The sequence below is a fragment of the Mesorhizobium sp. WSM4806 genome (assembly GCF_055811635.1).
This window is the reverse complement of the sequence record NZ_JBVVQZ010000010.1, coordinates 1-25340: the sequence shown is the minus strand read 5'-3', so window position 1 is coordinate 25340 and position 25340 is coordinate 1. Positions and strand designations below refer to the sequence as shown.

26 protein-coding genes are annotated in these 25340 nt (G+C 63.8%); 13 read left to right on the top strand and 13 right to left on the bottom strand.

Annotated elements, in window-relative coordinates:
- The first annotated feature begins 5 nt into the window (after positions 1 to 5).
- The 5 genes from ubiB to coaBC all read left to right on the top strand — a co-directional run bounded on the left by ubiB (position 6) and on the right by coaBC (position 3764).
- The gene (gene ubiB / locus AC0L2M_RS16510) at positions 6 to 1580 is read left to right on the top strand and encodes a 2-polyprenylphenol 6-hydroxylase (RefSeq protein WP_473535385.1); all 1575 of its coding nucleotides are present in this window, start codon (positions 6 to 8) and stop codon (positions 1578 to 1580) included.
- 76 nt (positions 1581 to 1656) lie between these two features.
- Positions 1657 to 1866 carry a FitA-like ribbon-helix-helix domain-containing protein gene (locus tag AC0L2M_RS16505; RefSeq protein ID WP_473535384.1) on the top strand — a complete coding sequence of 70 codons (210 nt, stop codon included), beginning with the start codon at positions 1657 to 1659 and terminating at the stop codon, positions 1864 to 1866.
- A gap of 2 nt (positions 1867 to 1868) precedes the next feature.
- Positions 1869 to 2123, top strand: coding sequence for a FitA-like ribbon-helix-helix domain-containing protein (locus AC0L2M_RS16500; RefSeq protein ID WP_023797510.1), 255 nt, complete (start codon positions 1869 to 1871; stop codon positions 2121 to 2123).
- A complete protein-coding gene (locus AC0L2M_RS16495; RefSeq protein ID WP_031254220.1) occupies positions 2120 to 2527 on the top strand; it encodes a type II toxin-antitoxin system VapC family toxin in 408 nt (135 codons plus the stop codon). Before AC0L2M_RS16500 ends, AC0L2M_RS16495 begins: the two co-directional genes overlap by 4 nt.
- 19 nt (positions 2528 to 2546) lie before the next feature.
- Positions 2547 to 3764, top strand: coding sequence for a bifunctional phosphopantothenoylcysteine decarboxylase/phosphopantothenate--cysteine ligase CoaBC (coaBC, locus tag AC0L2M_RS16490; protein ID WP_473535383.1), 1218 nt, complete (start codon positions 2547 to 2549; stop codon positions 3762 to 3764).
- A 139-nt stretch (positions 3765 to 3903) separates the two neighbouring features.
- Here the strand turns inward: coaBC and AC0L2M_RS16485 are convergent, their stop codons facing one another.
- The 4 genes from AC0L2M_RS16485 to rpsU form a co-directional block, all read right to left on the bottom strand.
- The gene (locus AC0L2M_RS16485; RefSeq protein WP_473535382.1) at positions 3904 to 5409 is read right to left on the bottom strand and encodes an MFS transporter; all 1506 of its coding nucleotides are present in this window, start codon (positions 5407 to 5409) and stop codon (positions 3904 to 3906) included.
- A 284-nt stretch (positions 5410 to 5693) separates the two neighbouring features.
- A complete protein-coding gene (locus AC0L2M_RS16480; RefSeq protein WP_287077006.1) occupies positions 5694 to 6167 on the bottom strand; it encodes a DUF992 domain-containing protein in 474 nt (157 codons plus the stop codon).
- A 164-nt stretch (positions 6168 to 6331) separates the two neighbouring features.
- On the bottom strand, positions 6332 to 7177 hold the full coding sequence (locus AC0L2M_RS16475) for a tetratricopeptide repeat protein (protein WP_287230343.1): 846 nt from the start codon (positions 7175 to 7177) through the stop codon (positions 6332 to 6334).
- Positions 7178 to 7330: 153 nt separating this feature from the next.
- Complete coding sequence (rpsU, locus tag AC0L2M_RS16470) at positions 7331 to 7597, bottom strand: 30S ribosomal protein S21 (RefSeq protein ID WP_023797519.1); 267 nt, start codon at positions 7595 to 7597, stop codon at positions 7331 to 7333.
- Between the two features lie 406 nt (positions 7598 to 8003).
- Here rpsU and AC0L2M_RS16465 point away from each other — a divergent pair, with 406 nt between their 5' ends.
- Together AC0L2M_RS16465 and AC0L2M_RS16460 are read left to right on the top strand one after the other, a co-directional pair.
- On the top strand, positions 8004 to 8513 hold the full coding sequence (locus AC0L2M_RS16465; protein ID WP_023797520.1) for a ferritin-like domain-containing protein: 510 nt from the start codon (positions 8004 to 8006) through the stop codon (positions 8511 to 8513).
- Positions 8500 to 8943, top strand: a complete 444-nt coding sequence (locus tag AC0L2M_RS16460; RefSeq protein WP_023797521.1) for a DUF6766 family protein — start codon at positions 8500 to 8502, stop codon at positions 8941 to 8943. The genes AC0L2M_RS16465 and AC0L2M_RS16460 overlap by 14 nt, the downstream gene beginning before the upstream one ends.
- 88 nt (positions 8944 to 9031) lie before the next feature.
- On the opposite strand, the gene AC0L2M_RS16455 is transcribed toward AC0L2M_RS16460, so the two are convergent.
- The gene (locus tag AC0L2M_RS16455) at positions 9032 to 9418 is read right to left on the bottom strand and encodes an SET domain-containing protein (RefSeq protein WP_128169930.1); all 387 of its coding nucleotides are present in this window, start codon (positions 9416 to 9418) and stop codon (positions 9032 to 9034) included.
- Positions 9419 to 9501: 83 nt separating this feature from the next.
- Positions 9502 to 10260 carry an SDR family oxidoreductase gene (locus AC0L2M_RS16450; RefSeq protein ID WP_473535381.1) on the bottom strand — a complete coding sequence of 253 codons (759 nt, stop codon included), beginning with the start codon at positions 10258 to 10260 and terminating at the stop codon, positions 9502 to 9504.
- Between the two features lie 259 nt (positions 10261 to 10519).
- On the opposite strand from AC0L2M_RS16450, the gene AC0L2M_RS16445 reads away from it, so the two are divergent.
- The 5 genes from AC0L2M_RS16445 (at position 10520) to AC0L2M_RS16425 (ending at position 16001) form a co-directional block, all read left to right on the top strand.
- Positions 10520 to 11773 carry a sarcosine oxidase subunit beta gene (locus AC0L2M_RS16445; RefSeq protein ID WP_091600443.1) on the top strand — a complete coding sequence of 418 codons (1254 nt, stop codon included), beginning with the start codon at positions 10520 to 10522 and terminating at the stop codon, positions 11771 to 11773.
- Positions 11774 to 11861: 88 nt separating this feature from the next.
- Positions 11862 to 12158, top strand: a complete 297-nt coding sequence (locus AC0L2M_RS16440; protein WP_023797525.1) for a sarcosine oxidase subunit delta — start codon at positions 11862 to 11864, stop codon at positions 12156 to 12158.
- Complete coding sequence (locus tag AC0L2M_RS16435; RefSeq protein WP_473535380.1) at positions 12155 to 15145, top strand: sarcosine oxidase subunit alpha; 2991 nt, start codon at positions 12155 to 12157, stop codon at positions 15143 to 15145. Before AC0L2M_RS16440 ends, AC0L2M_RS16435 begins: the two co-directional genes overlap by 4 nt.
- A complete protein-coding gene (locus tag AC0L2M_RS16430) occupies positions 15138 to 15719 on the top strand; it encodes a sarcosine oxidase subunit gamma (protein ID WP_473535379.1) in 582 nt (193 codons plus the stop codon). Before AC0L2M_RS16435 ends, AC0L2M_RS16430 begins: the two co-directional genes overlap by 8 nt.
- A 51-nt stretch (positions 15720 to 15770) precedes the next feature.
- Entirely contained in the window at positions 15771 to 16001 is a 231-nt protein-coding gene (locus tag AC0L2M_RS16425) for a hypothetical protein (protein ID WP_473535378.1), read from the top strand.
- A gap of 83 nt (positions 16002 to 16084) precedes the next feature.
- On the opposite strand, the gene AC0L2M_RS16420 is transcribed toward AC0L2M_RS16425, so the two are convergent.
- Positions 16085 to 16330 (bottom strand): DUF680 domain-containing protein, encoded by a 246-nt coding sequence (locus AC0L2M_RS16420; protein ID WP_473535377.1) that lies wholly within the window; start codon positions 16328 to 16330, stop codon positions 16085 to 16087.
- Positions 16331 to 16569: 239 nt separating this feature from the next.
- Positions 16570 to 17214: a TetR/AcrR family transcriptional regulator gene (locus AC0L2M_RS16415; RefSeq protein WP_473535376.1), complete on the bottom strand. Its 645-nt coding sequence runs from the start codon at positions 17212 to 17214 to the stop codon at positions 16570 to 16572.
- A 212-nt stretch (positions 17215 to 17426) separates the two neighbouring features.
- On the opposite strand from AC0L2M_RS16415, the gene AC0L2M_RS16410 reads away from it, so the two are divergent.
- Entirely contained in the window at positions 17427 to 18122 is a 696-nt protein-coding gene (locus AC0L2M_RS16410; protein WP_128169936.1) for a hypothetical protein, read from the top strand.
- Positions 18123 to 18127: 5 nt separating this feature from the next.
- Here AC0L2M_RS16410 and AC0L2M_RS16405 read toward each other — a convergent pair whose 3' ends face one another.
- The 5 genes from AC0L2M_RS16405 to AC0L2M_RS16385 form a co-directional block, all read right to left on the bottom strand.
- On the bottom strand, positions 18128 to 18622 hold the full coding sequence (locus tag AC0L2M_RS16405) for a MaoC family dehydratase (RefSeq protein WP_268929563.1): 495 nt from the start codon (positions 18620 to 18622) through the stop codon (positions 18128 to 18130).
- A 26-nt stretch (positions 18623 to 18648) separates the two neighbouring features.
- Entirely contained in the window at positions 18649 to 19464 is an 816-nt protein-coding gene (locus tag AC0L2M_RS16400) for an SDR family oxidoreductase (protein WP_473535375.1), read from the bottom strand.
- A 349-nt stretch (positions 19465 to 19813) separates the two neighbouring features.
- Entirely contained in the window at positions 19814 to 22945 is a 3132-nt protein-coding gene (locus AC0L2M_RS16395) for an efflux RND transporter permease subunit (protein WP_473535374.1), read from the bottom strand.
- Positions 22945 to 24105 (bottom strand): efflux RND transporter periplasmic adaptor subunit, encoded by a 1161-nt coding sequence (locus AC0L2M_RS16390; protein ID WP_473535373.1) that lies wholly within the window; start codon positions 24103 to 24105, stop codon positions 22945 to 22947. Before AC0L2M_RS16390 ends, AC0L2M_RS16395 begins: the two co-directional genes overlap by 1 nt.
- A 301-nt stretch (positions 24106 to 24406) precedes the next feature.
- A complete protein-coding gene (locus AC0L2M_RS16385; RefSeq protein WP_473535372.1) occupies positions 24407 to 24835 on the bottom strand; it encodes a CBS domain-containing protein in 429 nt (142 codons plus the stop codon).
- Positions 24836 to 25340 lie beyond the last annotated feature (505 nt).

The window sequence follows — 25340 nt, the reverse complement described above, 5'->3', positions numbered from 1 at the left end:
CAGTCATGAGCAGCGTCGGCGCTGGTTTCAGGCTCGTACGGGCCGGCTGGGTGCTGGTCCGCGAAGGCGTCGTCGCGGCGTTGCCGGGCGATGAGCTGTTCGGCCTGCCGAAATTCGGCTGGCGGGTGGCACGGCTGTTCACCCGCCGCCGCGCGCTTGCCTATGAACGTGGCGATCGGCTGGCCAAGGCCGTCGTCCGGCTCGGCCCATCCTATGTCAAGCTCGGCCAGTTCCTGGCGACACGGCCCGATGTCGTCGGCAACGACATAGCGCTCGATCTCGCCATGCTGCAGGACAAGATGCAGACATTTCCGCAGGCCGAGGCCATTGCGGCGATAGAGGCCTCGCTCGGGCGCAAGGTCGGCGAGCTCTACGCCAGTTTCGGCGAGGCGGTCGCCGCGGCCTCGATCGCTCAGGTCCATACCGCCGAAACCTTGCAGAACGGCGTCGGTTCGCGGGTGGCGGTGAAGGTGATCCGGCCGGGCGTGCGGCGCCGTTTCTTCCGCGATCTCGAAAGCTATTTCCTCGCCGCCCGTCTCCAGGAAAAATACATCCCGTCGTCGCGCCGGCTGCGGCCGGTCGAGGTGACCCAGACGCTGGCGCAGACCACCAAGATCGAGATGGATCTGAGGCTTGAGGCGGCAGCGCTTTCGGAGCTCGGCGAAAACACCAGGGACGATCCCGGCTTTCGCGTGCCGACGGTCGATTGGGAACGCACCGGCCGCGACGTGCTGACCATGGAATGGGTCGACGGCATCAAGATGAACGACATTGCCGGCCTGACTGCCGCCGGCCACGATCTGAAGGCGATCGCCGCCAATCTGGTCCAGTCGTTCCTGCGCCATACGCTGCGCGACGGTTTCTTCCACGCCGACATGCATCCGGGAAACCTGTTCGTCGAGCCCGATGGCACCATCGTCGCTGTCGATCTCGGCATTGCCGGCCGGCTCGGCAAGAAGGAGCGCCGGTTCCTCGCCGAAATTCTCTACGGCTTCATCACCCGTGACTATCTGCGCGTCGCCGAAGTGCATTTCGAGGCCGGCTACGTGCCGCGCCTGCATAACGTCGCGGCATTCGCCCAGGCGATCCGCGCCATCGGCGAGCCGATCCACGGCCAGCCGGCCGAAACCATCTCGATGGCCAAGCTCTTGGCGCTTCTGTTCGAGGTCACCGACCTCTTCGACATGGCGACACGGTCCGAACTGGTGCTGCTGCAAAAGACCATGGTGGTGGTCGAGGGCGTTGCCCGCACGCTCGACCCGGCATTCAACATGTGGAAGACGTCAGAACCGGTGGTCGGAGGCTGGATATCAGGCAATCTCGGCCCGCGTGCCCTGCTGGCCGACGCACGCGACGGCGCCAGCGCGTTGCTGGCGCTGGCCCGCCAGGCGCCGGACCTCGTCGCCCGCACCGAGCGGCTGTCGCGCGAGATCGATCTGATGGCCGAACACGGGCTGCGTTTCGATGAAAGGACGGCGCACGCCATCGGCAAGGCCGAGGCGCGCCACACCCGCTCAGGCAGGCTGGCGCTGTGGGTGATCGCGCTGACGCTGGTCTTTATCGCCTCGAAGCTGCTCTGACTGCAAGCAATGACAGCAGTGCTGTCATTGCAGTCATGCTCCGGTGTCGCTATATTAGGTTCGCGGGAGCGCGATCATGGCCCGGATTACTGTTCGCAATGTGGATGAGAGTGTCATGCGGCGACTGCGGGAGCGTGGCGCCGCGCGTGGCGTTTCCATGGAGCAGGAGGCGCGGGACGTGCTCGCCGCATCCGTAGGGCTTCCGACCACCAAAGGTTTCGACTCGTCGGGCATTGCAGCCGAGGACGAAGCCAAGTTCAGACCGACCACACTGGGGCAAGGGTAGTTATGGGCACCCTGACCATTCGCAATCTCGACGACGATCTGAAGCAAAAACTGCGCGAGCGGGCTGCCAGACATGGCGTGTCAATGGAGCAGGAGGCAAGAAATCTCTTGCTGAAGGATGTGGCAGTCACCAAAGAACGTGACGGGGATTTTGTTACGGCGGAGGAAATCCTCGAATTCGGCCGACGATTGCAACAAGCGGATTTCGATCAGAAGAAATTCACTGATGACCTCTGGTCCTTCATCGAGGAGGAATGACCGTGGTGGTCGACACCTCAGCGATCGTGGCCATCCTGAAGCAGGAGCCCGACGCTCCGGCGATCGCCCAGCGCCTCGCCGGAAATCAGCGGATACTGATGAGCGCCGCAACCCTGATGGAATGCGGCACAGTAATTGTCCGCCGCTATGGCGCGGCTGGCACGGCCGAGTTGACGGGCCTTCTTGCTAGACTCAAAGTCACAATCGTCGCGCTCTCCGCCGAACATGCGCAAGCCGGAATTGAAGCCTATGCACTGTATGGCCGAGGTACTGGCCATCGCGCCAATCTCAACATGGGCGACTGCTTCGCCTACGCCTTGGCCAAGACGCGAAACCTGCCGCTGCTTTTCAAGGGCGACGATTTCATCCATACCGACATCGAACCGGCGCTGAAGCCGGCATGACATCGGACAAGAACTGGGCATGACCCTCTCCGGCAAGCGCATCCTGCTGATCATCGGCGGCGGTATCGCCGCCTACAAGGCACTCGACCTGATCCGCCGGCTGCGCGAGCGGGGTGTTGTGGTGCGCGTGGTGATGACCGCCGCGGCGCAGGAATTCGTCACCACGCTGTCGGTCGGGGCGCTGTCGGCCGACCACGTGTTCACGGATTTGTTCGACCGCAATGACGAGCACGATGTCGGCCACATCCGCTTGTCGCGCGAGGCCGATCTTGTCGTCGTGGCGCCGGCTACCGCCGACCTGATGGCGAAGCTCGCCAACGGCCATGCCAACGACCTTGCCTCGACCGTGCTCATTGCGACCGACAAGCCGGTGCTGATGGCGCCCGCCATGAACCCGAAAATGTGGTCGCATCCCGCGACCCGGCGAAACCGGGCGACGTTGCGGAAGGACGGCGTCGCATTCGTCGGCCCGGCAAAGGGCGAAATGGCCGAGAGCAACGAGGCGGGCGAAGGCCGCATGGCCGAGCCGCTGGAAATCGTCGCTGCGATCGAGGCGCTGCTCGATATCAGTCCGAAGCCGCTGGCAGGCAGAAAGATCATCGTCACCTCAGGGCCGACGCATGAGCCGATCGACCCGGTGCGCTATATTGCCAACCGTTCGTCCGGCAAGCAGGGCCATGCCATCGCGGCGGCGCTGGCAAGGCTGGGCGCCGATGTGCGCCTCGTCTCCGGTCCGGTCGGCATTGCCGATCCGGCTGAGGTCACCACGTTGCATGTCGAAACCGCCAACGAGATGAAGGACGCGGTCGAACGGCTTTTGCCGGCGGACGCGGCGGTGTTCGTCGCGGCGGTTGCGGACTGGCGCAGCGAGACTTCGGCCGGCGAGAAGATAAAGAAGGTGGCGGGCGAGGGGCCGCCGGCGCTGCAGATGATCGAAAACCCTGACATCCTTGCCGGTGTCGGCCATCACAGAAAGCGGCCCAGCTTGGTCGTCGGCTTCGCCGCCGAGACGCAGGATCTCGTCAGGAACGCCGAGGCCAAGCTCAGGAAAAAGGGCGCCGATTTCATCGTCGCCAACGATGTATCCCACGAAAGCGGGGTGATGGGCGGCGACCGCAACAAGGTGCGGATCGTCTGGAAGGCCGGTGCCGACGAATGGCCCGAGATGAGCAAGGACGAGGTGGCGACGCGGCTCGCCGCACTTATAGCGGAGCGGCTGAAGACGATCGTCGTCTAGTCAATCTCCCCCCTTGTGGGGGAGATGGCCGGCAGGCCAGAGGGGGGCGCTGTCCCGCCGACGTTTCGAAAGATCGTGTCCCGCAGCGGCGCTCGAAATAACAGGATCCCAGGAATCTGCGCTGTCTCGTATGGGTAGGTTAAGCCCACGTTTGGCGATCCTTCGCGCCCCCCTCTGCCCTGCCGGGCATCTCCCCCACAAGGGGGGAGATTGGCAGCTCCGCCGGCCGTGGGGTTGCCGGCCCCGAGATCCTCAGCGCGGCGAGGCAGCCCAGATTCCCGAGCGGCACGAAGGCGAGGAACAGCCAGGTGGCGACATTCGCCGCCGCCTCACGGTTCAGGCCTTCGGAAAAACCGCTGGCATTGGCGACGATGCCGGTCAACGCGGCACCGACCGCATAGCCGATGCGCTGCATGGTCGGTACGGCGGCGGAAGCGATCGTCTGCTCGCCGTCACTGGCCGACGCGACGATCACGCGTGTGACGAAGGGCCAGGCAATGCCGAAGCCGCCGCCCTGCAGCAAGGCGCAAAACAGGATCAGCGGAATCGAACCGGCCGGCACGGCATAGGCGAAACCGGCGATGCCGGCCGCGATCATCAGCGCGCCGCCGGTGATGATCAGTCTTTCCCGCTCCGGCGGCGCATTGGCGACGAGGATCGACAGGATCGACCAGGCGATCGATTCGGCGGCGATGATATAGCCGGTGGTGAGGATCGGAATGTCATGCAGGCTGGTCAGAAGCAGCGGCCCGTAGACGGCGAAGGAACAGATCGCCACCGAAAAGGCGGCGACCATGGTCATGCCTGCGCCGACCGGCGAGCGCCAGGAGAACAGCCGCGACGGGAACAGCCGCGAGTCCGGCTTCAGCGCATCGATGCGGATGAACAGCGCGAGCCCGATCAGGCCGAGGATGAGCAGCAGGGACGAGCGCAGCAGGGCAATGTCGACACCGGCCGTGGCGATCAGCACGACGCTGACGGCAAGGCAGCCGAGCGCGGCAAAGGGGAAGGGCGGCGCGGTTCCAGTGATCGCCTGCGGCCGGGTCGCCTCGGGCGTGTCGAGCACGATGAAGCTCGCCAACGCCATGGCGGTGCCGCCAAGCGTGAAGACGCCGAAAGCCCAGCGCCAGGAGAGCAACTCGGTCATCAACGCACCGAGCACCGGCCCGCTGAAGGCGGCGACGCCCCAGATCGCCGACATAACGCCGAAAAGCTGCGGCCAGATGGCGCGTGGAAACAGCCGCTCGACCGAGACGAAGGCCAGCGACACCAGCGCGCCGCCGCCAAATCCCTCGATCAGTCGCCCGGCCAGGAACAGCGGCATGGACGGCGCGATGGCGCAGACCAGGGCGCCGGCCGCGTAGAGCAGGGCGGCAACCACCATGTTGGTGCGCAACGCGACATAGCTCACCAGCCGTCCGGCGGCAGCGCCGGCGACGATGGCGCCGAGCTCGTAGATCGCCAGCGACCAGCCGACCAGCTGAACCCCGGCGAGTTCGCCGACCATCGCCGGCATCACCGTTGCCACCATGGTTTCGTTGGTGGCGTGCAGCAGGATGCCGAGGCTGATGAAGCAGAAGCGCGCCAGATCGCCGCTCGCCCACAGCGCCCGCCAGTCGACCCTGTTTGTGCTGGTTTTGGTCACCCCGCCCTCCCGAACTTTCTTATATGCCAATTCAAAAAATGGTTGAGCGCTCTTCGTCTCCAACGGGCACGCGGCGCTTCGGGGACGGGTTGTAGAACCTCAACCGCAGTTGAGCTCAAGCGGTTTTTTCGGGGTGCGCTGAGGGTGCTATGAAGGCGGGATGGCAAGATTGGCGATCATGGCGTCAGCGATGATCTTCCCTCGCATGGCGGTTCCCCAAAAGTCGTGCGGCGCGGAACAGTTCTATCCTGTTCCGCGCCGCATGCAGAGCTACGCTGTGGCGTTCATTTGAAAGAGTGGATCAGTTGCAGTGAGGTGACGGCGACTGCCAGGTTGACGCCGGTCTGCGCCTGTACGTTGAGAGGCTGCAGCGAGAAGGCGCTGTTCAGCCCGCCGACCAGAAGGTTGGCGCCGCCGCCGGTTACCACGCTGGCCTCGGCGTTGACGCCATAATAGCTGCCGGCAAGATCGCCGGCATCACGGTCGCGGGTGGCCGCCAGAACCGCCCATATCAATTCGCCCTGGTGCGTCCTGCCGACGTCGACGCCAAGCTTGGAAATGACCCCGGTATAGGCTTCGGGGGGACCGCCATGATGAGGGCGAAAGGTGCAGGCCACGCCTTTGTTGGATGTGACGATATAGCCGGTGCCGCCGTCGATGGTGCAGTCGAGCACGCCGAGCTGTAGCCTGCCCGCGCTGGCAGGGGCGGCGAGAACCGTAGCGGCGAGGGCGGCGGCACAGGCGAGTTTCTTGATCATGGGAGGGGTCCTTTCGCGAATAGCCTTGAACAACGGCTAAGCGTCGCGAGCGTTCCGCCGAGAACTTGGCGCGATCAAGGCGGGCGTCAATGCACAGTCGTTGAAGGTTTCGAAGCCATGCCAAACAGCAGGCCCGCCATATCAGGCCGAAAAGCCGCCGTCGGTCAGGCGGCGCTGGTACGCGCCAGGCCGTCCTTGGCCGGCTGGTAGGTGGGGCTGAGGCGCACGGCCTCTCGATAGGATTTTGCCGCCTTGGCCTTGTCGCCGCGCCGCTCGTAGATCAGCGCCTGGTTGGACCAGGCCTCGGCATTCTTGCCGTCGAGCTTGATCGCCATGTTGATGTCGGCGAAGGCGTTGTCCTCGTCGTTCGTCGCGAGATAGGAGAGGCCGCGGCCATTGTAGGGATCGGCGGCGTCCGGCGCCAGCGAAATGGCGGTCGAGAAATCCTCGATGGCGAAAGCGTGCTGGCCCTGGCTCTGATAGATCAGGCCGCGATTGTGATAGGCGCGCGCATCTGTCGTGTCGAGCTGGATGGCCTTCTGGAAATCGTTGAACGCTTCCTGGATGCGGTTGGCTTTGCGGTAGAGATTGCCGCGGCCGATATAGGCTGCGTCATAATCGGGATTGATCTGGATCGAGCGGTTGTAGTCGGCAAGGGCGGCCGCCTGATCGCCGAGGAAGCGCTGGATGAGAGCGCGGTTCGAATAGGCCTGGTAGAAATTCGGATTGAGCTGGATGGCGGTGTTGAAGTCCTTGAGCGCCGCCTGATACTGGCCGCCGCGGCCATAGGCCGAGCCGCGCACATTGTAAGCTTCCGGGTCCTGAGGACTGCGCTGGATAACGGCCGATAGCGAGGAGATGTTCTCGGCCGACCCTTGTGCCTTGTCGATGTTGGTGAATTCGCCGGTCGGGGCTGTCTGGCAGCCGGCGAGCGCCAAGCCGGAAAGCAGGGTTGCCGTCAGGGCGAAGCGGCGCATAACGGTTCTGCGCTCCACGCTAATTGCGTTCATGTCTGCTCTGTCCTCACTGCCCGCCCGCGCCGTCAGGTCTGTTCCCTCTCCGAACCGGTCCTCTGCGAACTGGTCGAATTCAAAACAAAAAGGTGGCGGCGATTATACATCGCGCCACCCTTGGTATCCTTCGAAAAGGACGAAAAATTGACGTCAGAACCGCGGCGGACGCGGCGCGCCAGCAGCACCAGCCGCCACCGGGCGCGGCGTCATCGGCAGCAGGCCTTCGCGTTGAGCGCGCTTGCGGGCCAGCTTGCGGGCGCGTCGAACGGCTTCCGCCTTTTCGCGGGCGCGCTTCTCGGAAGGCTTCTCATAATGTCCGCGCATCTTCATTTCGCGGAAGATGCCTTCGCGCTGCATCTTTTTCTTGAGCGCGCGAAGCGCCTGATCAACATTGTTGTCGCGGACGAGTACCTGCACGGGCAATCCTGTCTTTCGGGTTTGTTAACAACAGGCAAGTGGCCATAGTCGCTTGCCTCCGCGGCGGTCTACACCACGAATTGTGGCGGCTGATAGCAGAATCACGCCGCTCTGTCCACTGCCGAAACGAAAAACCCGCCTCGGCGGCGGGTCGTCGGCGCAATCAGCACCATGCGCAAATCATTAGCATAACTGCCGTCAGAAAGCAAGGAATTACGACCCTTGGTAGTAGATTTGCCTTATCGGGCGGGCTCTCCGCGCCGATGAGAGCATCGTTGACGTTTTCTCAGCCACCGATAAAACCTGCTGCCTCAATCCGGCAAAACGGTCCGCCCGGCTTTATCGACGAAGGAACAAACCTCGTTCCCCATGGTTGTTTCGCATACGCAAGCACAGGAGAAAACCGATGTCAGAGACCCGTGAATGGCTCGTCCAGTGGCTCAGGGACGCGCATGCGATGGAGGAGCAGGCCGAAACCATGCTGAACGGCCAGCTGAGCCGGCTGGAGAGTTATCCCGAACTCCGTGAGCGCATCAGCCTGCACCTCAACGAGACGAGAGGGCAAGCCGCGCGCCTCAGGACCTGCCTGGAACAAGTGGGCGAAGATACGTCCACGCTGAAGGACGCCGGCGGCAAGCTGCTGGCGATGGCACAGTCCCTAAGCGGCGTCTTCGCCGGCGACGAGGTGATGAAAGGCTCACTGGCGAGCTACACCTTCGAGCACATGGAGATCGCATCCTACACGATCCTCATCGCAGCCGCCGAATCCCTAGGCGAAACAGAAGTCGCCCGGGCCTGCGAAGAAAATCTGCGTGAGGAGGAGGCGATGGCCGAGTGGCTGAAAAACAAGCTGCCCGCGACTACGGAGCAGTTCTTGGCTCGCTCGGGGTCGGACAGCGACAATGCCAAACGATGAGGACGACAGGCCGGCGGCCAAGGTGACACCACCTTCGGTGTGGCGGGCTTACAGCTATGCCTGGATTACCCTCGGCTTCTTCATCATTTCGATCGTCGGCCACTGGGTTTTCGGCTGGTTCGCCTATCTCGACGAGCAGCGAGCGCTGAGCCAACCGCCAGAGTTCGGCGGCTATCTGATCGAGATGAGCCGCGACACGCTCGAGAACTGGCAATCGGAATTCCTGCAGCTGCTCTGGCAGGTCGGTGGCCTGGCGTTCCTGCTCTTCGTCGGTTCGCCGCAATCGAAGGAGAGTACCGACCGGATGGAGGCCAAGATCGACGCGCTTCTCAGGCTTGTCGATCCGAAGAAAGGCAAGGAGGCGATTCGCGAGCTGGACCTGCAGTATGACGGCCGCCACACCGACGAGCCGCACGCCCACCGGAACTGATCTGGGAATGGAAATGTGGCCCGGAGCCGCTCACCACTCCGGGCCCGTTTGATGGTCCTTGCATTCGCAAGCGGCGACAGGCGCTCCTCTATGCCGTGGCCAAATGAAGCCGCTCGAAATCTTCGAAGAACTCGCCGTAATCGCAGGTTATTTCCTCGCCCGCCGCTATGGCGCGGATCGCGGTTGCCCCACCATGCCGAGAAAAATCCGTGTTCGGCCTTTCAGAATGGTTCATGAAGCGGCCATTGTCGACCTCATAGACGATGAATCCGGGCCGGTCCGGGCTTGGATAGGCATATCTGTCGAGCAATTCCCTGAGGTGCGGCGGCGCGGCCCCATATTTTTCCAGCGGGATCAGCCGATCGAAGTCGGGATCGAGCCGCCAGATCGACGCTCCCTTCCTGATCGGCTCGGCGGCGAACACGCCGACGCCCTCGATTGCGCTAGCAGCGATGTAGGTCCTGATCAGCAGCATGTTCTAGGCCTGTCTTCGAACAGAAGTGTCCGAAGAAATCGCCAAATCGCACCGGAAAGCAAGACCGCTTTTGCGAGATTGCCTCACGTCCGATTGATCGAGACCCCGCCATCGGCAAACAGCGCAGTTCCAGTGGTGAAGCTCGATGCGTCGGAAGCCAGATAGAGCGCCGAATGGGCGATCTCCTCAGGCTCGGCGACGCGCTTCAAGGCATGCAGGTTTTCGACGAAGGCTCGCGATTCAGGTGTCTTGAACGTTGCCGAAGGCGTGTCGGTGCCGCCCGGCAGGAGCGCGTTGACCCGCACGCCTTTGGCGCCATTTTCGGCGGCAAGCACCTGCGTCAATCCGATCAGCCCGGCCTTGCTTGCGGCATAGCTGGTCATGCCGGGCATGCCGACGGTATGGCCGACAAAGGTAGAGGTAAAGATCAGCGATCCGCCGCCGCGTTCGACCATCGCCGGGACCTGATATTTCGCGCCGAGGAATGCGCTGGTCAGGTTGGTGTCAAGCGTCTCTCGCCAGCCTTCCAGCGACAGCTCCGAGATTGGACCCATCTTGCCGGTCGAGCCGGCGTTGTTGAAGGCGATATCCAGCCCGCCGAATTTCTCGACCGCCAGGTCGACAAGGGCTTTGGCATAGGCTTCGTCGCGAACGTCGCCGGCAAGGGCGATCGCCGAGCCGTCGGCTTCCTCGATTTCCGCGACGAGCGCGTCCAGCTCTGCCTGGCGACGGGCAGCGACGACCACCTTGGCGCCTTCCTCGGCAAAGAGTTTTGCCGTGGCGCGGCCGATGCCGGAACTGGCGCCGGTGACGATGGCGATCTTGTTGGCGAGTGCGAGCATTTTTGCATCCTTCTTTCGCGCCAGCTTTCGCCGGCAATCGGATGCTTCGTCGCAGATCGAGGCGGCACGAGCCACCCGATACCTGAAGGCGTCCGGATGCGTCGTTCGGCTCGTTGCTCGACAGGTCTTTTTGGCCGTGGCGCAAAACGGCAAGCGCCGTCGCAAACAGCGCAAGGGTGGCAGCGCTGTTTCGCTAGTGATACACCTCGCGCGCCGGGGCTCGATTGGATGTCCGGCCGCTATCTGCGAGGCTGGAACGTTGAAGAAATACTCGGTATTCGCCATCGCCCGCGAGGCCATGCGCGGCCACAAGGGCTGGGAGGAACAGTGGTCCTCGCCAGAGCCGAAGAAGGAGTACGACGTCATCATCGTCGGCGCCGGCGGCCATGGCCTGGCCACCGCCTATTATCTCGCCACGGTGCACGGCATCACCAATGTCGCGGTGCTGGAAAAGGGCTGGCTCGGCGGCGGCAATACCGGCCGCAACACCACCATCATCCGCTCCAACTATCTCTATGACGAGAGCGCCGGCATCTACGACCACGCGCTGAAGCTGTGGGACGGGCTCAGCCAGGAGCTCAACTACAACGTCATGTATTCGCCGCGCGGCGTCATGATGCTGGCCCACAATGTGCACGACATCCAGGTCTTGAAACGCCACGTCCATGCCAACCGTCTGAACGGCATCGACAATGAATGGCTGACGCCGGAAGCCGCCAAGGAATTCTGCCCGCCGCTCAACATTTCGCGCGATGCCCGCTATCCGGTGATGGGCGCGACCCTGCAGCGTCGCGGCGGCACCGCCCGCCACGATGCGGTCGCCTGGGGCTATGCGCGCGGCGCTTCGGCGCGCGGCGTCCACATCATCCAGAATTGCGAGGTCACCGGCGTCAAGCGGGCGCCGAACGGTTCGGTCACCGGCGTCGAGACGACGCGCGGCTTCATCGGCGCCAAAAAAGTCGGCGTCGTTGCCGCCGGCCATTCGTCCGTCATCATGGACATGGCCGGCGTGCGGATGCCGCTGGAAAGCTATCCGCTGCAGGCGCTGGTTTCCGAGCCTGTCAAGCCGGTCTTCCCCTGCGTGGTGATGTCGAACACGGTGCACGCCTATATCTCGCAGTCCGACAAGGGCGAACTGGTCATCGGCGCCGGTACCGACCAGTATATCTCCTATTCGCAGACCGGCGGCCTGCACATCCTGCAGCACACGCTCGACGCCATCTGCGAGATGTTCCCGATGTTCACGCGCATGAAGATGCTGCGCTCGTGGGGCGGCATCGTCGACGTGACGCCCGACCGTTCGCCGATCCTGGCCAAGACGCCAGTGCCCGGCCTCTATGTCAATTGCGGCTGGGGCACGGGCGGCTTCAAGGCGACGCCGGGCTCGGGCCATGTCTTTGCCCACACCATCGCCAGGGACGATCCGCACCCGATCAACGCGCCCTTCACCATCGAGCGCTTCCGCACCGGCCGCCTAATCGACGAGGCAGCGGCGGCAGCGGTGGCGCACTGATGATGGCCCGCTTTGTGATGTTGGGCCAGAGGCTTTGCGATCAACCGGCCGGCGCCTGCGTCGGCCACGGCGAATTGTAGGAACAACCATGCTTCTCATCCGCTGCCCCTATTGCGAGGAAGAGCGTCCGGAACTCGAATTCCGCAACGCCGGCGAGGCACATATCGCGCGTTCGGCGGATATGGCCGCGACAAGCGACGACGATTTCGAAAAGTTCTTTTTCATCCGCTCGAATCCCAAAGGCATCATCTATGAGCGCTGGCGGCACATGCATGGCTGCGCGCGGTTCTTCAATGCCGTGCGTGACACCGTCAGCGACAGGTTCCTGATGACCTACAAGGCCGGCGAGCCGAAGCCGGCGAAGCTGCCGGGAGCCTCCGAATGATCGCGACGTTCCGCATTCCCGGCGCCGGGCGCCTCAAGCAGGCAGAGACCGCGCGGTTCAGCTTCGACGGCCAGTCCTATGCCGGCGTCGAAGGCGAAACGCTGGCCTCGGCGCTGCTCGCCAACGGCGTCCATCTGGTCGGCCGTTCGTTCAAATATCACCGGCCGCGCGGCTTCCTGTCCGCCGGGGCGGAAGAGCCCAACGCGCTGGTTGAGATCAAGCGCGACTCGGCCAGGAGGACGCCAAATGTCCGTGCCACCGTGCAGGAGCTCTATGACGGGCTGACGGCACAGTCGCAGAACCGCTGGCCGTCATTGGCCTTCGACGTCAGCGCGCTCGGCGACATCGCCTCGCCGTTGCTTTCGGCGGGCTTTTACTACAAGACCTTCATGTGGCCGAAGTCCGCCTGGAAGAACTTTTACGAGCCCAGGATCAGGGCTGCGGCAGGGCTTGGCGTCGCTCCCGACCAGCCGGATCCCGACCACTATTCGGCGCGTTTCGCACATTGCGACGTGCTGGTGCTGGGCGGCGGTGCTGCCGGCATCGCCGCGGCACTTGCCGCGGCCGAAACCGGCGTACGCGTCATCCTTGCCGACGAGCAGGTGGATTTCGGCGGCAGCCTGCGCTTCGAAAGCGGCGCCAGGATCGACGGCCAGGATGGTTTTGCCTGGGCGCAAGGCGCAGTCGCGACGCTCAGGGCCATGGACAATGTCCGCGTGCTGTCGCGCACCACGGCCTTCGGCTATTACGCGCAGAATTTCGTCGGGCTGGTCGAGCGCGTCAGCGACCATTTGCAGAACCCCGGCCGCGAGCTGCCGCGCGAGCGGCTGTGGCAGGTTCGTGCCAAACGCGTCGTGCTGGCGACCGGTGCCATCGAGCGGCACATGGTGTTTGCCGACAACGACCGGCCAGGCATCATGCTGGCGTCGGCGGCGCGCACCTATCTCAACCATTTTGGCGTCGCGGTCGGCAGGAATGTCGGCGTCTATACGGCCAATGATTCCGCCTATGCGGCGGCGATCGACCTGAAGAAGGCCGGCGTCGGCGTGGCGGCGATAGTCGACCTGCGCGACAACCCGACCGGGTCGGTAATCGACGAGGCGAGGTCGCTCGGCATCGAGGTCAATTTCGGCCGCGCGGTGATCCGCGCCGGCGGCAAATTGCGGGTTTCGTCGATGACCGTTCAGCCGAAGAATGGCGGCGGCGAGCGCACCATCCCGGTCGACGCCATCCTGATGTCGGCCGGCTGGACACCGTCGGTGCATCTGTTCTCGCAATCGCGCGGCAAGGTCGCCTTCAACGACGAGACAAAGCGTTTCGTGCCCGGTACCTACGCGCAGGATTGCGTGTCGGTCGGCGCCTGCAACGGCACGGACGGACTGTCGGCGACGATCGACGAGGCCTATGCGGCGGGCGCCAAGGTGGCCAAGGATGCGGGCGTCAAGAATGCCGGCGCCAAGCCGAAGGTCGACGCCAGCGAGAGTTGGTCGCGTGGCATGCTGGGCGCGGCGCCCGGCGCCGGGCCGGACACGACGGTAAAAGCCTTCGTCGACTTCCAGAACGACGTCACCGCCAAGGACATCCGCCAGGCGGTGCATGAAGGCATGCGCTCGATCGAGCACGTCAAGCGCTTCACCACCAACGGCATGGCGACCGACCAGGGCAAGACCTCGAACATGCACGGCCTGGCGATCGCCGCCGAGACGCTGGGCAAGCCGATCCCGCAAGTCGGCCTGACGACGTTCCGGGCGCCTTACACGCCGGTGACCTTCGGTTCGATCGTCGGGCACGCGCGGGGTCCGCTCTTCGACCCGACCCGCAAGACGGCGATCCATCCGTGGGCCGAGGCTCAAGGTGCGGTGTTCGAGGATGTCGGCCAATGGAAGCGCGCCTGGTATTTTCCCAAAGCAGGCGAGGACATGGACGCCGCGGTCGATCGCGAGTGTGTCACGGTGCGCAAGACGGCCGGCCTGTTCGACGCCTCGACGCTGGGCAAGATCGAGGTGGTCGGGCCGGATGCGGCGAAGTTCATGGAGCTGCTCTATACCAATCCGTGGGAGAAACTGGAGCCCGGCCGCTGCCGCTATGGCATCATGCTGCGCGAGGATGGTTTCATCTATGACGACGGTGTCGTTGGCAGGCTTGCAACCGACCGTTTCCACGTGACGACGACGACGGGCGGTGCGCCGCGCGTCATGAACCATATGGAGGATTACCTCCAGACCGAGTTTCCGCATCTCAACGTCTGGCTGACCTCGACCACCGAGCAGTGGGCGGTGATTGCCGTGCAAGGACCGAAGTCGCGAGACATCATCGCGCCGCTGGTCGAGGGCATCGACATGTCGGACGGGGCGCTGCCGCATATGTCGGTGCGCGAGGGCAGGATTTGCGGCGTGCCGACAAGGCTGTTCCGCATGTCGTTCACCGGCGAGCGCGGCTTCGAGGTCAACGTGCCGGCCGACTACGGCCAGGCCGTCTGGGAAGCGCTGTGGGCCGAGGGCCAGAAGCACGGCGCCTGTGCCTACGGTACCGAGGCGATGCACGTGCTGCGTGCCGAAAAAGGCTACATCATCGTCGGCCAGGACACCGACGGCACGGTGACGCCTGGCGATGCCGGGCTCGACTGGGCGGTCGGCAAGAAGAAGACCGATTTCGTCGGTATCAGGGGCCTGGCTCGGCCCGACCTGGTCGCCAAGGGCCGCAAGCAGCTTGTCGGCCTGAAGACCAAAGACCCAAAAGTCGTGCTGGAAGAAGGCGCGCAGATCGTCGGCGATCCGAAACAGGCGATCCCGATGACGATGATCGGCCATGTCACCTCGAGCTACTGGTCGGAAAATTGCGGCCGCTCGATTGCGCTGGCCCTGGTTGCCGGCGGCCGCGACCGGATGGGCGAGACGCTCTACGTGCCGATGCCCAATGCGACGATCGAGGTGGAGGTCACCGGCATGGTGTTCTTTGACGACAAGGGGGAGCGCCTCAATGGCTAAGGCTGCCGCGAAGGAATCTGCCGCCGCTGCGCCGTCGGTCGAACGCCGGCCGGCTCTCGCCGGTCAGGAGCTTTCCGTAACCGGAGTTACGCTTGCTGTGTTGCCGCCGGCGCAGCGTATTTCGCTGCGCGCGCCGGACGCCTCGGTCGCGGCGCTTTCGAAGGCGCTTGGAGTGAACCTGCCGCGGAAGCCCAAAACCTCGGCGGCAAATGCCGGGCGCACGGCATTGTGGCTTGGGCCGGACGAATGGCTGGTCATCGACGAGGTGGGAAAAGACCCGCTCGCCGATTGCGCCGAGGTCACAGTGCTGCATTCGGCGGTCGGCATCTCGCATCGCAACGTCGCCATCTCGGTTATCGGTCCAGCGGCGGCGGCGACGATCAATTCAGGCTGTCCGCAGGATCTGTCGCTGGACGTCTTTCCGGTGGGCGCGGCCTCGCGCACCATCCTGGGTAAGGCCGAGATCGTGCTATTGCGCATCGCAGCCGACGCGTTCCGGGTTGAATGCTGGCGCTCTTTTTCCGATTATGTCTTTACTTTCCTGTCGGAGGCGGCCGGCGACGCAGCGGCTTAGGAATGTTCGCTGGGCTCGACCGTTTGCCGGAGCAAGTCGGGGAGAATGTCGATGCCGTCGAAATCCGTGCCGAATCCAGCGGCTCAGAAGACGCCGGCCGTGCGCTCGTTCGAACACGAGCAGCACAAAGAACCAAACATTGAAGAGGAACTCGAGGAAGGGCTCGAGGACACGTTTCCGGCCAGCGATCCGGTGTCGATCACCGGGACTTCGATTCCCGGCGCTCCTGCAAGACCTGGCAAGGCCAAGATCGTGGCCGGAATGAAGAACCGCAGGAAATAACATTCATCAGGCTCCGGCGAGCCGGGTCGCCGGCCACGAGAGCAGGCGGTCAGGATTTCCTGTCGTCGCTTTTGTTTCGAACGTCAGAACGTGCTGGGCACGATCCACGGGTCGATGTCGATGCCGAGCCGCGGGCCCTTGCTTTCCGTTGAGCCCTTGTGGGTGGCCGCGCCTGCCGTCTCGACCGATCCGGTCGCGCCGCAATCGAGCTTGATGCCGGTCTGGGCGCAGGCCGCGGCCGGCGCCTGTTTGCCGGGCTGACTCTGGTCGGCGAAGGCAGCGCCCGAGAATGCAAGCACTGCCGCGACGGTGAGGATTGTCCTTTTCATGGTCTGTCTCCGGGCTGGATGACTGGATTTGTACATGTACGACATAGCGTACATATACGACCGGCGAATATGAAGTTCAAGTCGGAAATTGTACATGTACGAAATTTTTGACGGCGAGCGTGGCGCTAGCCCGCCGGGCCGCGATCCCAGCCACCAGGGTCCTACACGCATAGATTGATTCCCCGAGCCTTCGCCCTGTTTCGCTTGCCTGTCAGCTATCCGAAACCGAACAAAAACCTTCAGCAGTTGACCGGCGTCTCGGTCAGCGGCAGCACGTCCTGCGTGGCCAGAGCGGCAAGCGTGAAGTCGCACATCCGCTTGACGAAAGCCTGCTGGTCCCCGAACGGATAGAAGGGAAAGGTGATCAGCAGCGAGATCGTGCCGTGGCCGACCGCCCACAGCATGGTGGCGATGGCGCGCGGATCGCCCTTCAGCCTGCCGGCGGCCACGCAGGCTTCGACCCTCTTGATCAGCACCTTCATCAACGGGTTGCCCTCCTGCATCTCGGCGAAGGTCCTGCCTTCCGGGGGCTTGACCTTCTCGGTCATGAATATCGTGCGATACTCGTTGGGGTTGCCAAGGCCGAAGGCCGCATATTCGGTCATCACCACTTGCAGCGCCTCGATCGGATCGTCGGCCGGGTGATCCTCGATACGCTTTGCGAGAGTCTTGAACGCGTCCTCGGCCAACGCGAACAAGATGTCCTGCTTGTCGGCAAAATAGGAATAGACCGACATCGGCGCATAGCCGACACGCTTGGCCAGCTTGCGGATGGTGAGGCCTTCATAGCCTTCTTCCTGGACGAGCTTGTGCGCGGCGTCGACAAGTTCGGAGCGCAGTTCGGCCTTTTGTTTCTCGCGGCGTGTCTGGACGCTAAGCGGCAATTTTCGCCTGCCTTCTGTTTGTGGCTGGCTAAATTATATCCGCTGTACGGAATCGGACAAGGCGCGGTCAAAAATCGGCGTCCTTCTCAGCCATTTCCGCCCAAACATCGATCGCAAGTGTTACCCGGGCAGAACGACGCGACATCGGACTGTTACAACCAGAGGTTAGCTGCGGCCCGGCCAAGAGATTTTGTTGCTAGGGCGAGATGACCATGACCGAGCTTTCTTCCGTTGCGCCAAACGCAGATCCACTTTCTCACGATGCCATGCTGGCCCTCAGGCGGGTGGTCATGGTTGCATGGTTGGCGATCGCGCTCGGATTCGCCATGGAGGCGCTTACTCTGGCTGGCAGGCTTGCAGCGGGTTCTCACCCGGCTACCACCCTGATCCTGATCGAATTGGCGCAAGGCGTGACGTGGGCGTTCTTCGTCTGCGCCGGTCTCAGCCTCGGCACGGCGATCGCCAAGGTACGAGCCTCGCTCGGCGGCCTGATCGCTGCAATCTCGGCACCACTGGCGATGGCCATCGCCAAGGGGTCGCAAAAGGTCATGGTAACTGCTCTTGATGCGGCCACAAAACCGGCCACCCTCTCGCTCACCACGCTGGGCGTGCTGCGGGCGATCGAATACGGCCTGCTCGGCTGGATCCTGGCCTCGCTGGCGTCGAAGGAAAGGCCCCGTCCGCTCCATTTCGCGCTGGCAGGCACCGCGATCGGCGCGGTGTTCGGCGGCGGAATCACGGTCCTGACGATTGAGACGGCCGCGGTGAACGGCGTTGCGCTTGAATTGCCGCGGGCGATCACAACCGGCCTCAACGAGATCGTGTTCCCGATCGGTTGCGCGCTGGTCGTCTACATCGCCCTGCAGGTCGGCCGGCACATGAAGATGATCTCTGGCGAGGTTCGTTGAGCCGTTCAGGCCGCTTCTGGCTCGCGCTCGATCAATGTCAGCGTCAGCCAGCGCGCGGTCAGCGCCGGCTTTTTCGAGCCCTCGATCTCGATCGTAACGTCATGCGCGGTCTGCACCCACCCCGACGGCCTGACCTTGACGTCGGCCAGCACGAAACGGGTGCGGATGCGCGCGCCGGTCTTCACCGGGGCCAGGAAGCGCAGCGAGTCAAAACCATGGTTGACGCCCATCTTGCTGTTTTCGAGCGGCGGCATGGTCTCGAAGGTCATCGCCGATAGAAGCGAAAGCGACAGAAAACCATGCGCGATGGTGCCGCCGAACGGCGTCTCGCGCTTGGCGCGCTCCGGGTCGCAATGGATGAACTGGTGGTCGTCGGTGGCGTCGGCGAACTGGTCGATCATGCGCTGCGAGACCACCCGCCACGGCGACACGCCGACCTCCTTGCCGACGCTGGCCAGAAGCACATCGAGACTGATCGGTTCCACGCTGATGTCCTCCATTTCAACCGTCCGGAGCGCGAGCGGCTTCATTCCTTGAACAGCGTCAGCCCATGCTGCACCGACTGTCCGCCATCGATCGGCAGGATAGCGCCGGTAATATAGCTGCCGGCACGGCTGCACAAATAGAGCGTTGCGCCGGCAATGTCATCCGGCGCGCCGATGCGGCCGACCGGAACATGGCCGCCGATATGCTTGGCCTGGTCCTCGCTCGCGGTGGCGAAGGCAGTCATCCGGCTCTGGAAGGGACCGGGGGCGAAGGCATTGACGGTGATGCGGCGGGCGGCGAACTCGATCGCCAAGGTGCGCGTCAGATGATGAACAGCAGCCTTCGAGGCAGAGTAGGAGTAAGCGTCGTCGGCCAGCGGCTGCGTGCCCATCACCGAACCCAAATTGATCACCCGGGCCGGATCGGCACCGCTGGCGGCGGCGTCGAGCAGCGGCAGAAGTTCGCGCGTCAGGTGGAAGACGGCCGTGACGTTGACGCCGAACACCCTGGCCCAGGCATGGTAGGGAAAACTTTCCAGCGGCGCGCCCCAGGAGACGCCGGCATTGTTGACCAGGATGTTCAGCCGCTCGGTCCGCGCCTTGACCTCGTCGACCAGCGCCGCGATGCCAGCTTCGCTGGAGACATCGCCGGCAAAGCCTTCGGCCCGGCCGGAGCCGCCGAGGGCGTTCAGTTCGCCGGCAACCCTGACGCAGTCCTCGCCCTTGCGCGAAGCGATCATCACAGTGGCGCCGGCTCTGACCAAAGCGGTCGCCGCCATGCGGCCGATGCCGGTCGCAGCCCCGGTCACCAGCGCGGTCTTGCCGGCCACCGAAAACAGCTCGTCCAGATAGCTCATTGCAATTCCTCCGCGCGCCCGTGCCTCGCCCAGCAAAAGGCTGCCATGGTCAGGGCCGCAAATCTCTTCAGGCAAATGATAGTGCCCAATTTGTATTGGAGATCAACTTGTTGAAGTCGGCGCCGCCCCTCATCGCCCTGCCGGGCACTCCTCCCCGTATAGTGACGGGGAGAAGGAGCTGATCGCAACGCCGGCGCCCTTCTTGCGACGCCGGTGATTGGCGAAATCGGTGACGAGAGCGCCCCTCTCCCCGTCCCTATACGGGGAGAGGATGCCGGCAGGCAGGTGAGGGGCAGCGCAAACGCTCGGCTTGAGCGGCCACCGGCCTTAGCTGAAGCGATTGTCCTGCCTACTCCGCCGGGTCGACATTGGTGTAGGCGGCTTGTTCGAGCTCGCGCTTCAACCGTGATGCCTCTTCCACCTTCGGCGTGACGAAGCGGCCGAGCAGGAGATAGGCGACCGGTGTCAGGAACAGCGTCGAGACGGTGGCCAGGCCCAGACCGCCGACGATCACCCAGCCGAGCGCGATGCGCGCCTCGGCGCCGGCGCCGCTCGCCAGCACCAGCGGCACGCCGCCGAGCACGGTGCAGATCATCGTCATCATCACCGGCCGCAGCCTTATGGTGGAGGCCTGCTCGATCGCCTCGCGCACCCCGAGCCCGCGGTCGCGCAACTGATTGGCGAACTCGACGATCAGGATGCCGTTCTTGGCCATGACGCCGACCAGGAGCACCAGGCCGATCTGGCTGTAGGCGTTGAGGCTGGTGCCGCTGAGCAAAAGGGCAAAGATCGCGCAGGCAAGGCCGAGTGGCACCGTCGCCATGATGATGACCGCGCTGACGAAGCTCTCGAACTGGGCGGCGAGCACCAAAAGGATGATGACCAGCGAGAAACCGAAGATGGTGATCATGGCACTGTTTGTTTCGCCCAGTGTCGCTGCCTCGGCCAACGGCACGATGCGGCTGCCTGGCGGCAGAAGCGGCGTGGCGATTGCCTCGGCGCGGGCGAGCGCCTGGCCGAGCGCGAAATCACCGCTGAGGTTGGAGGTGATCGCCACCGACGGCTGCTGCTGCTCGCGGGTCAGCGAAGGCGGCACGGCGCGCTCGGTCAAAGCGGCGATGGTCGACATCGGCACGAAGCGGCCGTCGGCCGTCTTCAGGAAGATGTTCTCCAGATCGGTCGGGTCGTTGATCGGGTTGGTCGTCGAGACGAGTTTCACCCCGTAGCTGCGGTCGGCGATATAGACGTCGACGACATCATTGCCGTCGAGCATGGCCTGAAAAGTATCGGCAAGCCCGGTGATGTCGATACCGAGGTCGGACGCACGCTCGCGGTCGATGGTCACCGAAAGCTGCGGCTGTGTCGGGTCGACGGAGAGCCGGGGCGACTGGAAGCGGGCGTCCTTCTGCATCTCGGCGATGATCTTCACCGCAGCGTCGCCTAGCGCCGCACGGTTGTTACCGACCAGCGCGAACTGCAGGCCGTTGCCGGCGCCGCGAATCCCGAGGCTGTTGGGCTGCATCGGAAAGACGCGCACGCTCGGCACCTGCCGGGTGAGCCGTCTGATGTCGGCCATGATCTGCTGCTGGCTGCGGGTGCGCTCGTCCCATGGCGCCAGTGTCATCACCATGAAGCCGGCGTTGTAGGCGCCGTTGCGGCCGGCGCTCTCGAACGTGTTGCGGATTTCGCCGGAATCGCGCAGCGGCTGGATCAGGTTTTCGATCTTCTGCATCTGCTGCGTCGTGTAGTCGAGGCTAACGCCTTGCGGCGCGTCGACGCGCATGAGCACGATGGCACGGTCCTCGGTCGGCGTCAGTTCCTGGCGGATCGTGCCAAACAGCGTGAAGGCGGTGGCTGCAAACAGCAGCGCGACCAGAAGCACGATCCACGGCGCGTCGAGGCAGATGCGCAGACAGCGCCGGTAGAGCGTGTTCAGTGCGCGGCCGATGCGGGCACCGATGCCGCTGCCGCCTTCGTGGTGAAGCGGGGCAACCGACAGCATGCGCGAGGCAAGCATCGGACAAAGGGTTAACGCCACGACGGCGGACAGAAGCACCGATATGGCGAGAACGAAGCCGAATTCGCGGAACAGGCCGCCGGTCTGGCCGGGCAGGAAGGAGATCGGCACGAAGACGGCGACCAGCGTCAGCGTCGTGGCGATGACGGCGAAGAACACTTCCTGAGCGCCAAGCACGGCCGCGGCGCGTGGCCCCATGCCTTCGTTGCGTCGTCGCACGATGTTTTCCAGAACAACGATGGCGTCGTCGACGACCAGGCCCGTCGCCAGCACCAGGGCGAGCAGCGTCAATATGTTGACCGAGAAGCCGGCAAGATAGATGGCGGCGATTGTCCCGATCATGGCGACCGGCATCGCAAGCCCGGGAATGAGCGTCGCGCGCCAGTCGAGGAGAAACACATAGATGACGATCAGCACAATGGAGACGGACAGGCCGAGTGCGATCTCGACCTCATGCACCGCGCCGTTGACGAAGACCGCATCGTCGCTGGTGACCTTGATCGACATGCCCTGAGGCAGATCCGCCTGCAGCGCGGCGACGGCGGCCCTGACGCCGGTCGAAATATCCAGCGTGTTCGATTCCGCCTGGCGGATGATGCCGAGACCGATGCCAGTCTTGCCGTTCGAACGCAATGTGGTCTGACCGATGTCGGGGCCGAGCGTGACGGTGGCGACGTCGCGGATGCGGGTCGTGCCGCCGATGATGATGTTTTCGAACTCCTCCGGCGTGGTCACGTCCGCCGTCGGACGCACGATCAGATCCTGGTTGGTCGTGGTGATCGAGCCGGCAGGCGAATCGAAAGCGACCGAGGCCAGCGCTGTCCTCAGGTCGGCGACGGTGAAGCCCAGGCCGGCGAGCTTGTTCTGATCGACATCGATGCGAAATATCTTGTCGCGGTCGCCATAGACCTGGACGTCGGCTACGCCAGGCACGGCGGCAATCTCGTCCTCGATCTGGTCCTGGACCAGCACCGTCATGTCCTGCACCGACATGGTGTCGGAGGTGACAGCCAGCCGCATCACCGGCTCGGAATTGGCATCGGCCTTGACGATGCGAGGCGCATCCGCCGTGTCCGGCATCTGGTCGGCGACGCGGCCGACGCCATCGCGCACATCGGAGGCGGCGACGTCGAGGTCGACGCCGTCGTTGAATTCGATGGTGACGCGGCTTGTGCCGAAGGACGAGGTGGACGAGATCGACTTCACACCAGAGACGCGGGCGACCGCGCCCTCAATCACGTCGGTCAATTCGCGGTCGACAGTCTCGGCCGCAGCGCCTTCAAAGGTCGTGTTGACGGTGACGACGGCGCGATCGACATCCGGCAGTTCGCGGATTTCGACACCGTAAAAGGCAGCAAGGCCGGCGACCGCGATCAGCGTGTTCAATACGAAGGCCATCACCGGCCTGCGGATGAACAGCGCAGTGAAACCTGTGTCGCTGGCTGCGTTGTTGGTGGCGGTCATCAGCCGTCGGCGTCCGCGGCGCGCTGTTGTTCGCCGGCGATGCGGACCTCGCCGCCTTCGCTGACGCTCTGGGTGCCTTCGGTCACCACCATGTCGCCGCTGACGATCGGGGCATCGATCAGCACGGTCTCAGTGTTGCGCTGGATGATGCGCACCGCAACCCGCTTGGCCTTGCCGTCCACGATGGCCCAGATATAGGCGCCGTCCGAACCCCATTGGATCGCCAGCGGACTGACCGCGGGAAAGCTGTCGCCGGGGAACTTCATGGTGATCTGGAAGGACATGCCGGCACGCAGCGAATCGGCCGGATTGGCAATCTTTGCCTTGACCAGAAGGGTACGACTGGCTTCATCGATGTGGTTGTCGATGGCGGAGACCGTGCCGGAATAGGCTTTGTTGGGGTTGGCAATTGGCGTCGCCGACAATTGCGCGCCGACCTCGACGGCGGCGGCGAAGCGTTCCGGCACCCAGAATTCGACCAGTATGCTGGAGCGGTCGTCGAGGGTGGCGACCGCCGACTGGCTGGTCACATAATTGCCGGCTGATATCGGCAGGATGCCAACGACGCCGGCGATCGGCGCGACGATCGAGCGGCGCTGCAAGGCCAGTTCCGCATCGCGAAGCGCCAGCTTGGCATTGGCCAGCACCACTTCGGCATCGGCAACGGCGACCGCCGTCGCAGCGTTGGAAGCCCGCAGCGATTTGACCCGGTCGAGCTTGGCCTGCGCGTCCTGCAAGGCAACTTTTGCGCGGTCCTGTGCGATCACCTCGGTGTCGGAATCGAGGGTGGCAATGATCTGTCCTTTTTCGACATGGGCGCCGGACTCGACCAGAAATTCGACCAGGCGGCCTGAACTGTAGGGATTGACCGTCACCGAGGCGTTGGCGCGGCCGGTGCCGATCGCCCGCAGGCGATCGTTGATGACGGCCGTGGCCGCCGGCAATGCGACGATAGTCACCGACTGGCGGGCGCCGTTGCCGCTGCCCGCTTGCCCGGTGTTGTCGACGGCACTCGTCACTGTCGGAGGCGTCGCGGCATCAGCCCAGTCGATGCCCCAGCGCGCCAGCACATCCGGCGCGCCTGGAAAAAAGCGAACCCAGGCGGCCGCGGCCGCGACGAGGATCACAAGTGCAAAAACGAACTGTTTCCAGGCGGCCATCGGCACTCCGGTTGGCAAAGATCCCGTCTACGCTTCCCAAGCTGAAGTAGACGCGACGACACCCTCCGACCACAGAGGATGGCCCGTCGATATCAAAGCTTTATGGCAATTCTCCCGCTCGCTTGCACATTAAATCGGTGTAACGTTGGTAAGGGCCCCGGCTGGCTCACCGGCCGATCGGCGTGGGCGGCAGAGATCACCAGATGCGCTCGCCGTTTCGATCGCCTCCTCAGGGCCATGCCGACGGCGCCGCTCGGCAGGTCGTCCATCGGATCCCGTCTGCGTGCCGGCGGTATTTTTTTTACGTCGCGTGTGCGCCGCCGGGTACGACGACACCGGACATCGCGATTCCGGCGGTTGCCGGATCTTCCTTCAGCGCCGCGTCCGCGAGCGAGACCACGCCCACCAGGCGTTTGTCGCGATTGAGGACAGCCAACCGCCTGACCTGGATGTCACCCATATTCTGGGCGACGTGCTTGATATCTTCGTCCTCGAAGCAGTATTTGACATCCTTGGTCATCACGTCGCGGACCGTGGCATTACCGTCCTTGCCTTCGGCGACCGCACGCACGACGATGTCACGGTCGGTGATCGTTCCGACGAGTCGGTCGTTTTCTCCGACTGGCAGGAATCCGACATCGTCAACCGCCATGCGTTTCGCGATTTTCTGCAGCGACTCGCCAGGACTGGCGAGATGAACGTTGGGGGTCATTATCTCAGCGACTTTCATGGTGAATCTCCCTGTTCGCGCGCAGAACGGCACCGGCGCCGGCAGTCGTCGAGCGAGATTGGTCTGGAAGACGTGTTGAGAGTCTCAGGCCTGTCGCGCTGCGACGCTCGCTCGGCGGCCTCGTTCTTCGCTGATGGAACTAACAGCCGGGCCGAATGGTTCCAGCCGTTTGGCCGCGCCGCCATAGATATCTGCCGGAACCATCGGGCTCCGGTCCCGTTTGCCGTGAATACCGCCTTGCAGACCGGACATGGGCGGCGTGACCCTTGAAGCTTCCCGTTTTGTTCCCATATAGCATGAAAGGACTGGAGACGGTTCTTCCGCTGGGTCCCGCGCGGAGACTTAGGTAACAAATCGCACCTAAGACATGGCCTAGCGCGCCCCTGAACTGAGACGCCAAAGCGTAACAGTTCTCCGCAAAAAAGATTGAAATGGTTGTTGACACTTTGGATGGGCGCCGACTATATACGCCTCACCAACGAGGGCGGCGCGCCGCTGGCGACGA

Coding starts and splice junctions, on each gene's coding strand:
- ubiB (WP_473535385.1), top strand. CDS start 6: ATGAGCAGCGTCGGCGCTGGTTTCAGGCTCGTACGGGCCGGCTGGGTG.
- AC0L2M_RS16505 (WP_473535384.1), top strand. CDS start 1,657: ATGGCCCGGATTACTGTTCGCAATGTGGATGAGAGTGTCATGCGGCGA.
- AC0L2M_RS16500 (WP_023797510.1), top strand. CDS start 1,869: ATGGGCACCCTGACCATTCGCAATCTCGACGACGATCTGAAGCAAAAA.
- AC0L2M_RS16495 (WP_031254220.1), top strand. CDS start 2,120: ATGACCGTGGTGGTCGACACCTCAGCGATCGTGGCCATCCTGAAGCAG.
- coaBC (WP_473535383.1), top strand. CDS start 2,547: ATGACCCTCTCCGGCAAGCGCATCCTGCTGATCATCGGCGGCGGTATC.
- AC0L2M_RS16480 (WP_287077006.1), bottom strand. CDS start 6,167: ATGATCAAGAAACTCGCCTGTGCCGCCGCCCTCGCCGCTACGGTTCTC.
- AC0L2M_RS16475 (WP_287230343.1), bottom strand. CDS start 7,177: ATGAACGCAATTAGCGTGGAGCGCAGAACCGTTATGCGCCGCTTCGCC.
- AC0L2M_RS16465 (WP_023797520.1), top strand. CDS start 8,004: ATGTCAGAGACCCGTGAATGGCTCGTCCAGTGGCTCAGGGACGCGCAT.
- AC0L2M_RS16460 (WP_023797521.1), top strand. CDS start 8,500: ATGCCAAACGATGAGGACGACAGGCCGGCGGCCAAGGTGACACCACCT.
- AC0L2M_RS16455 (WP_128169930.1), bottom strand. CDS start 9,418: ATGCTGCTGATCAGGACCTACATCGCTGCTAGCGCAATCGAGGGCGTC.
- AC0L2M_RS16450 (WP_473535381.1), bottom strand. CDS start 10,260: ATGCTCGCACTCGCCAACAAGATCGCCATCGTCACCGGCGCCAGTTCC.
- AC0L2M_RS16440 (WP_023797525.1), top strand. CDS start 11,862: ATGCTTCTCATCCGCTGCCCCTATTGCGAGGAAGAGCGTCCGGAACTC.
- AC0L2M_RS16435 (WP_473535380.1), top strand. CDS start 12,155: ATGATCGCGACGTTCCGCATTCCCGGCGCCGGGCGCCTCAAGCAGGCA.
- AC0L2M_RS16430 (WP_473535379.1), top strand. CDS start 15,138: ATGGCTAAGGCTGCCGCGAAGGAATCTGCCGCCGCTGCGCCGTCGGTC.
- AC0L2M_RS16425 (WP_473535378.1), top strand. CDS start 15,771: ATGCCGTCGAAATCCGTGCCGAATCCAGCGGCTCAGAAGACGCCGGCC.
- AC0L2M_RS16420 (WP_473535377.1), bottom strand. CDS start 16,330: ATGAAAAGGACAATCCTCACCGTCGCGGCAGTGCTTGCATTCTCGGGC.
- AC0L2M_RS16410 (WP_128169936.1), top strand. CDS start 17,427: ATGACCGAGCTTTCTTCCGTTGCGCCAAACGCAGATCCACTTTCTCAC.
- AC0L2M_RS16405 (WP_268929563.1), bottom strand. CDS start 18,622: ATGGAGGACATCAGCGTGGAACCGATCAGTCTCGATGTGCTTCTGGCC.
- AC0L2M_RS16400 (WP_473535375.1), bottom strand. CDS start 19,464: ATGAGCTATCTGGACGAGCTGTTTTCGGTGGCCGGCAAGACCGCGCTG.
- AC0L2M_RS16395 (WP_473535374.1), bottom strand. CDS start 22,945: ATGACCGCCACCAACAACGCAGCCAGCGACACAGGTTTCACTGCGCTG.
- AC0L2M_RS16390 (WP_473535373.1), bottom strand. CDS start 24,105: ATGGCCGCCTGGAAACAGTTCGTTTTTGCACTTGTGATCCTCGTCGCG.
- AC0L2M_RS16385 (WP_473535372.1), bottom strand. CDS start 24,835: ATGAAAGTCGCTGAGATAATGACCCCCAACGTTCATCTCGCCAGTCCT.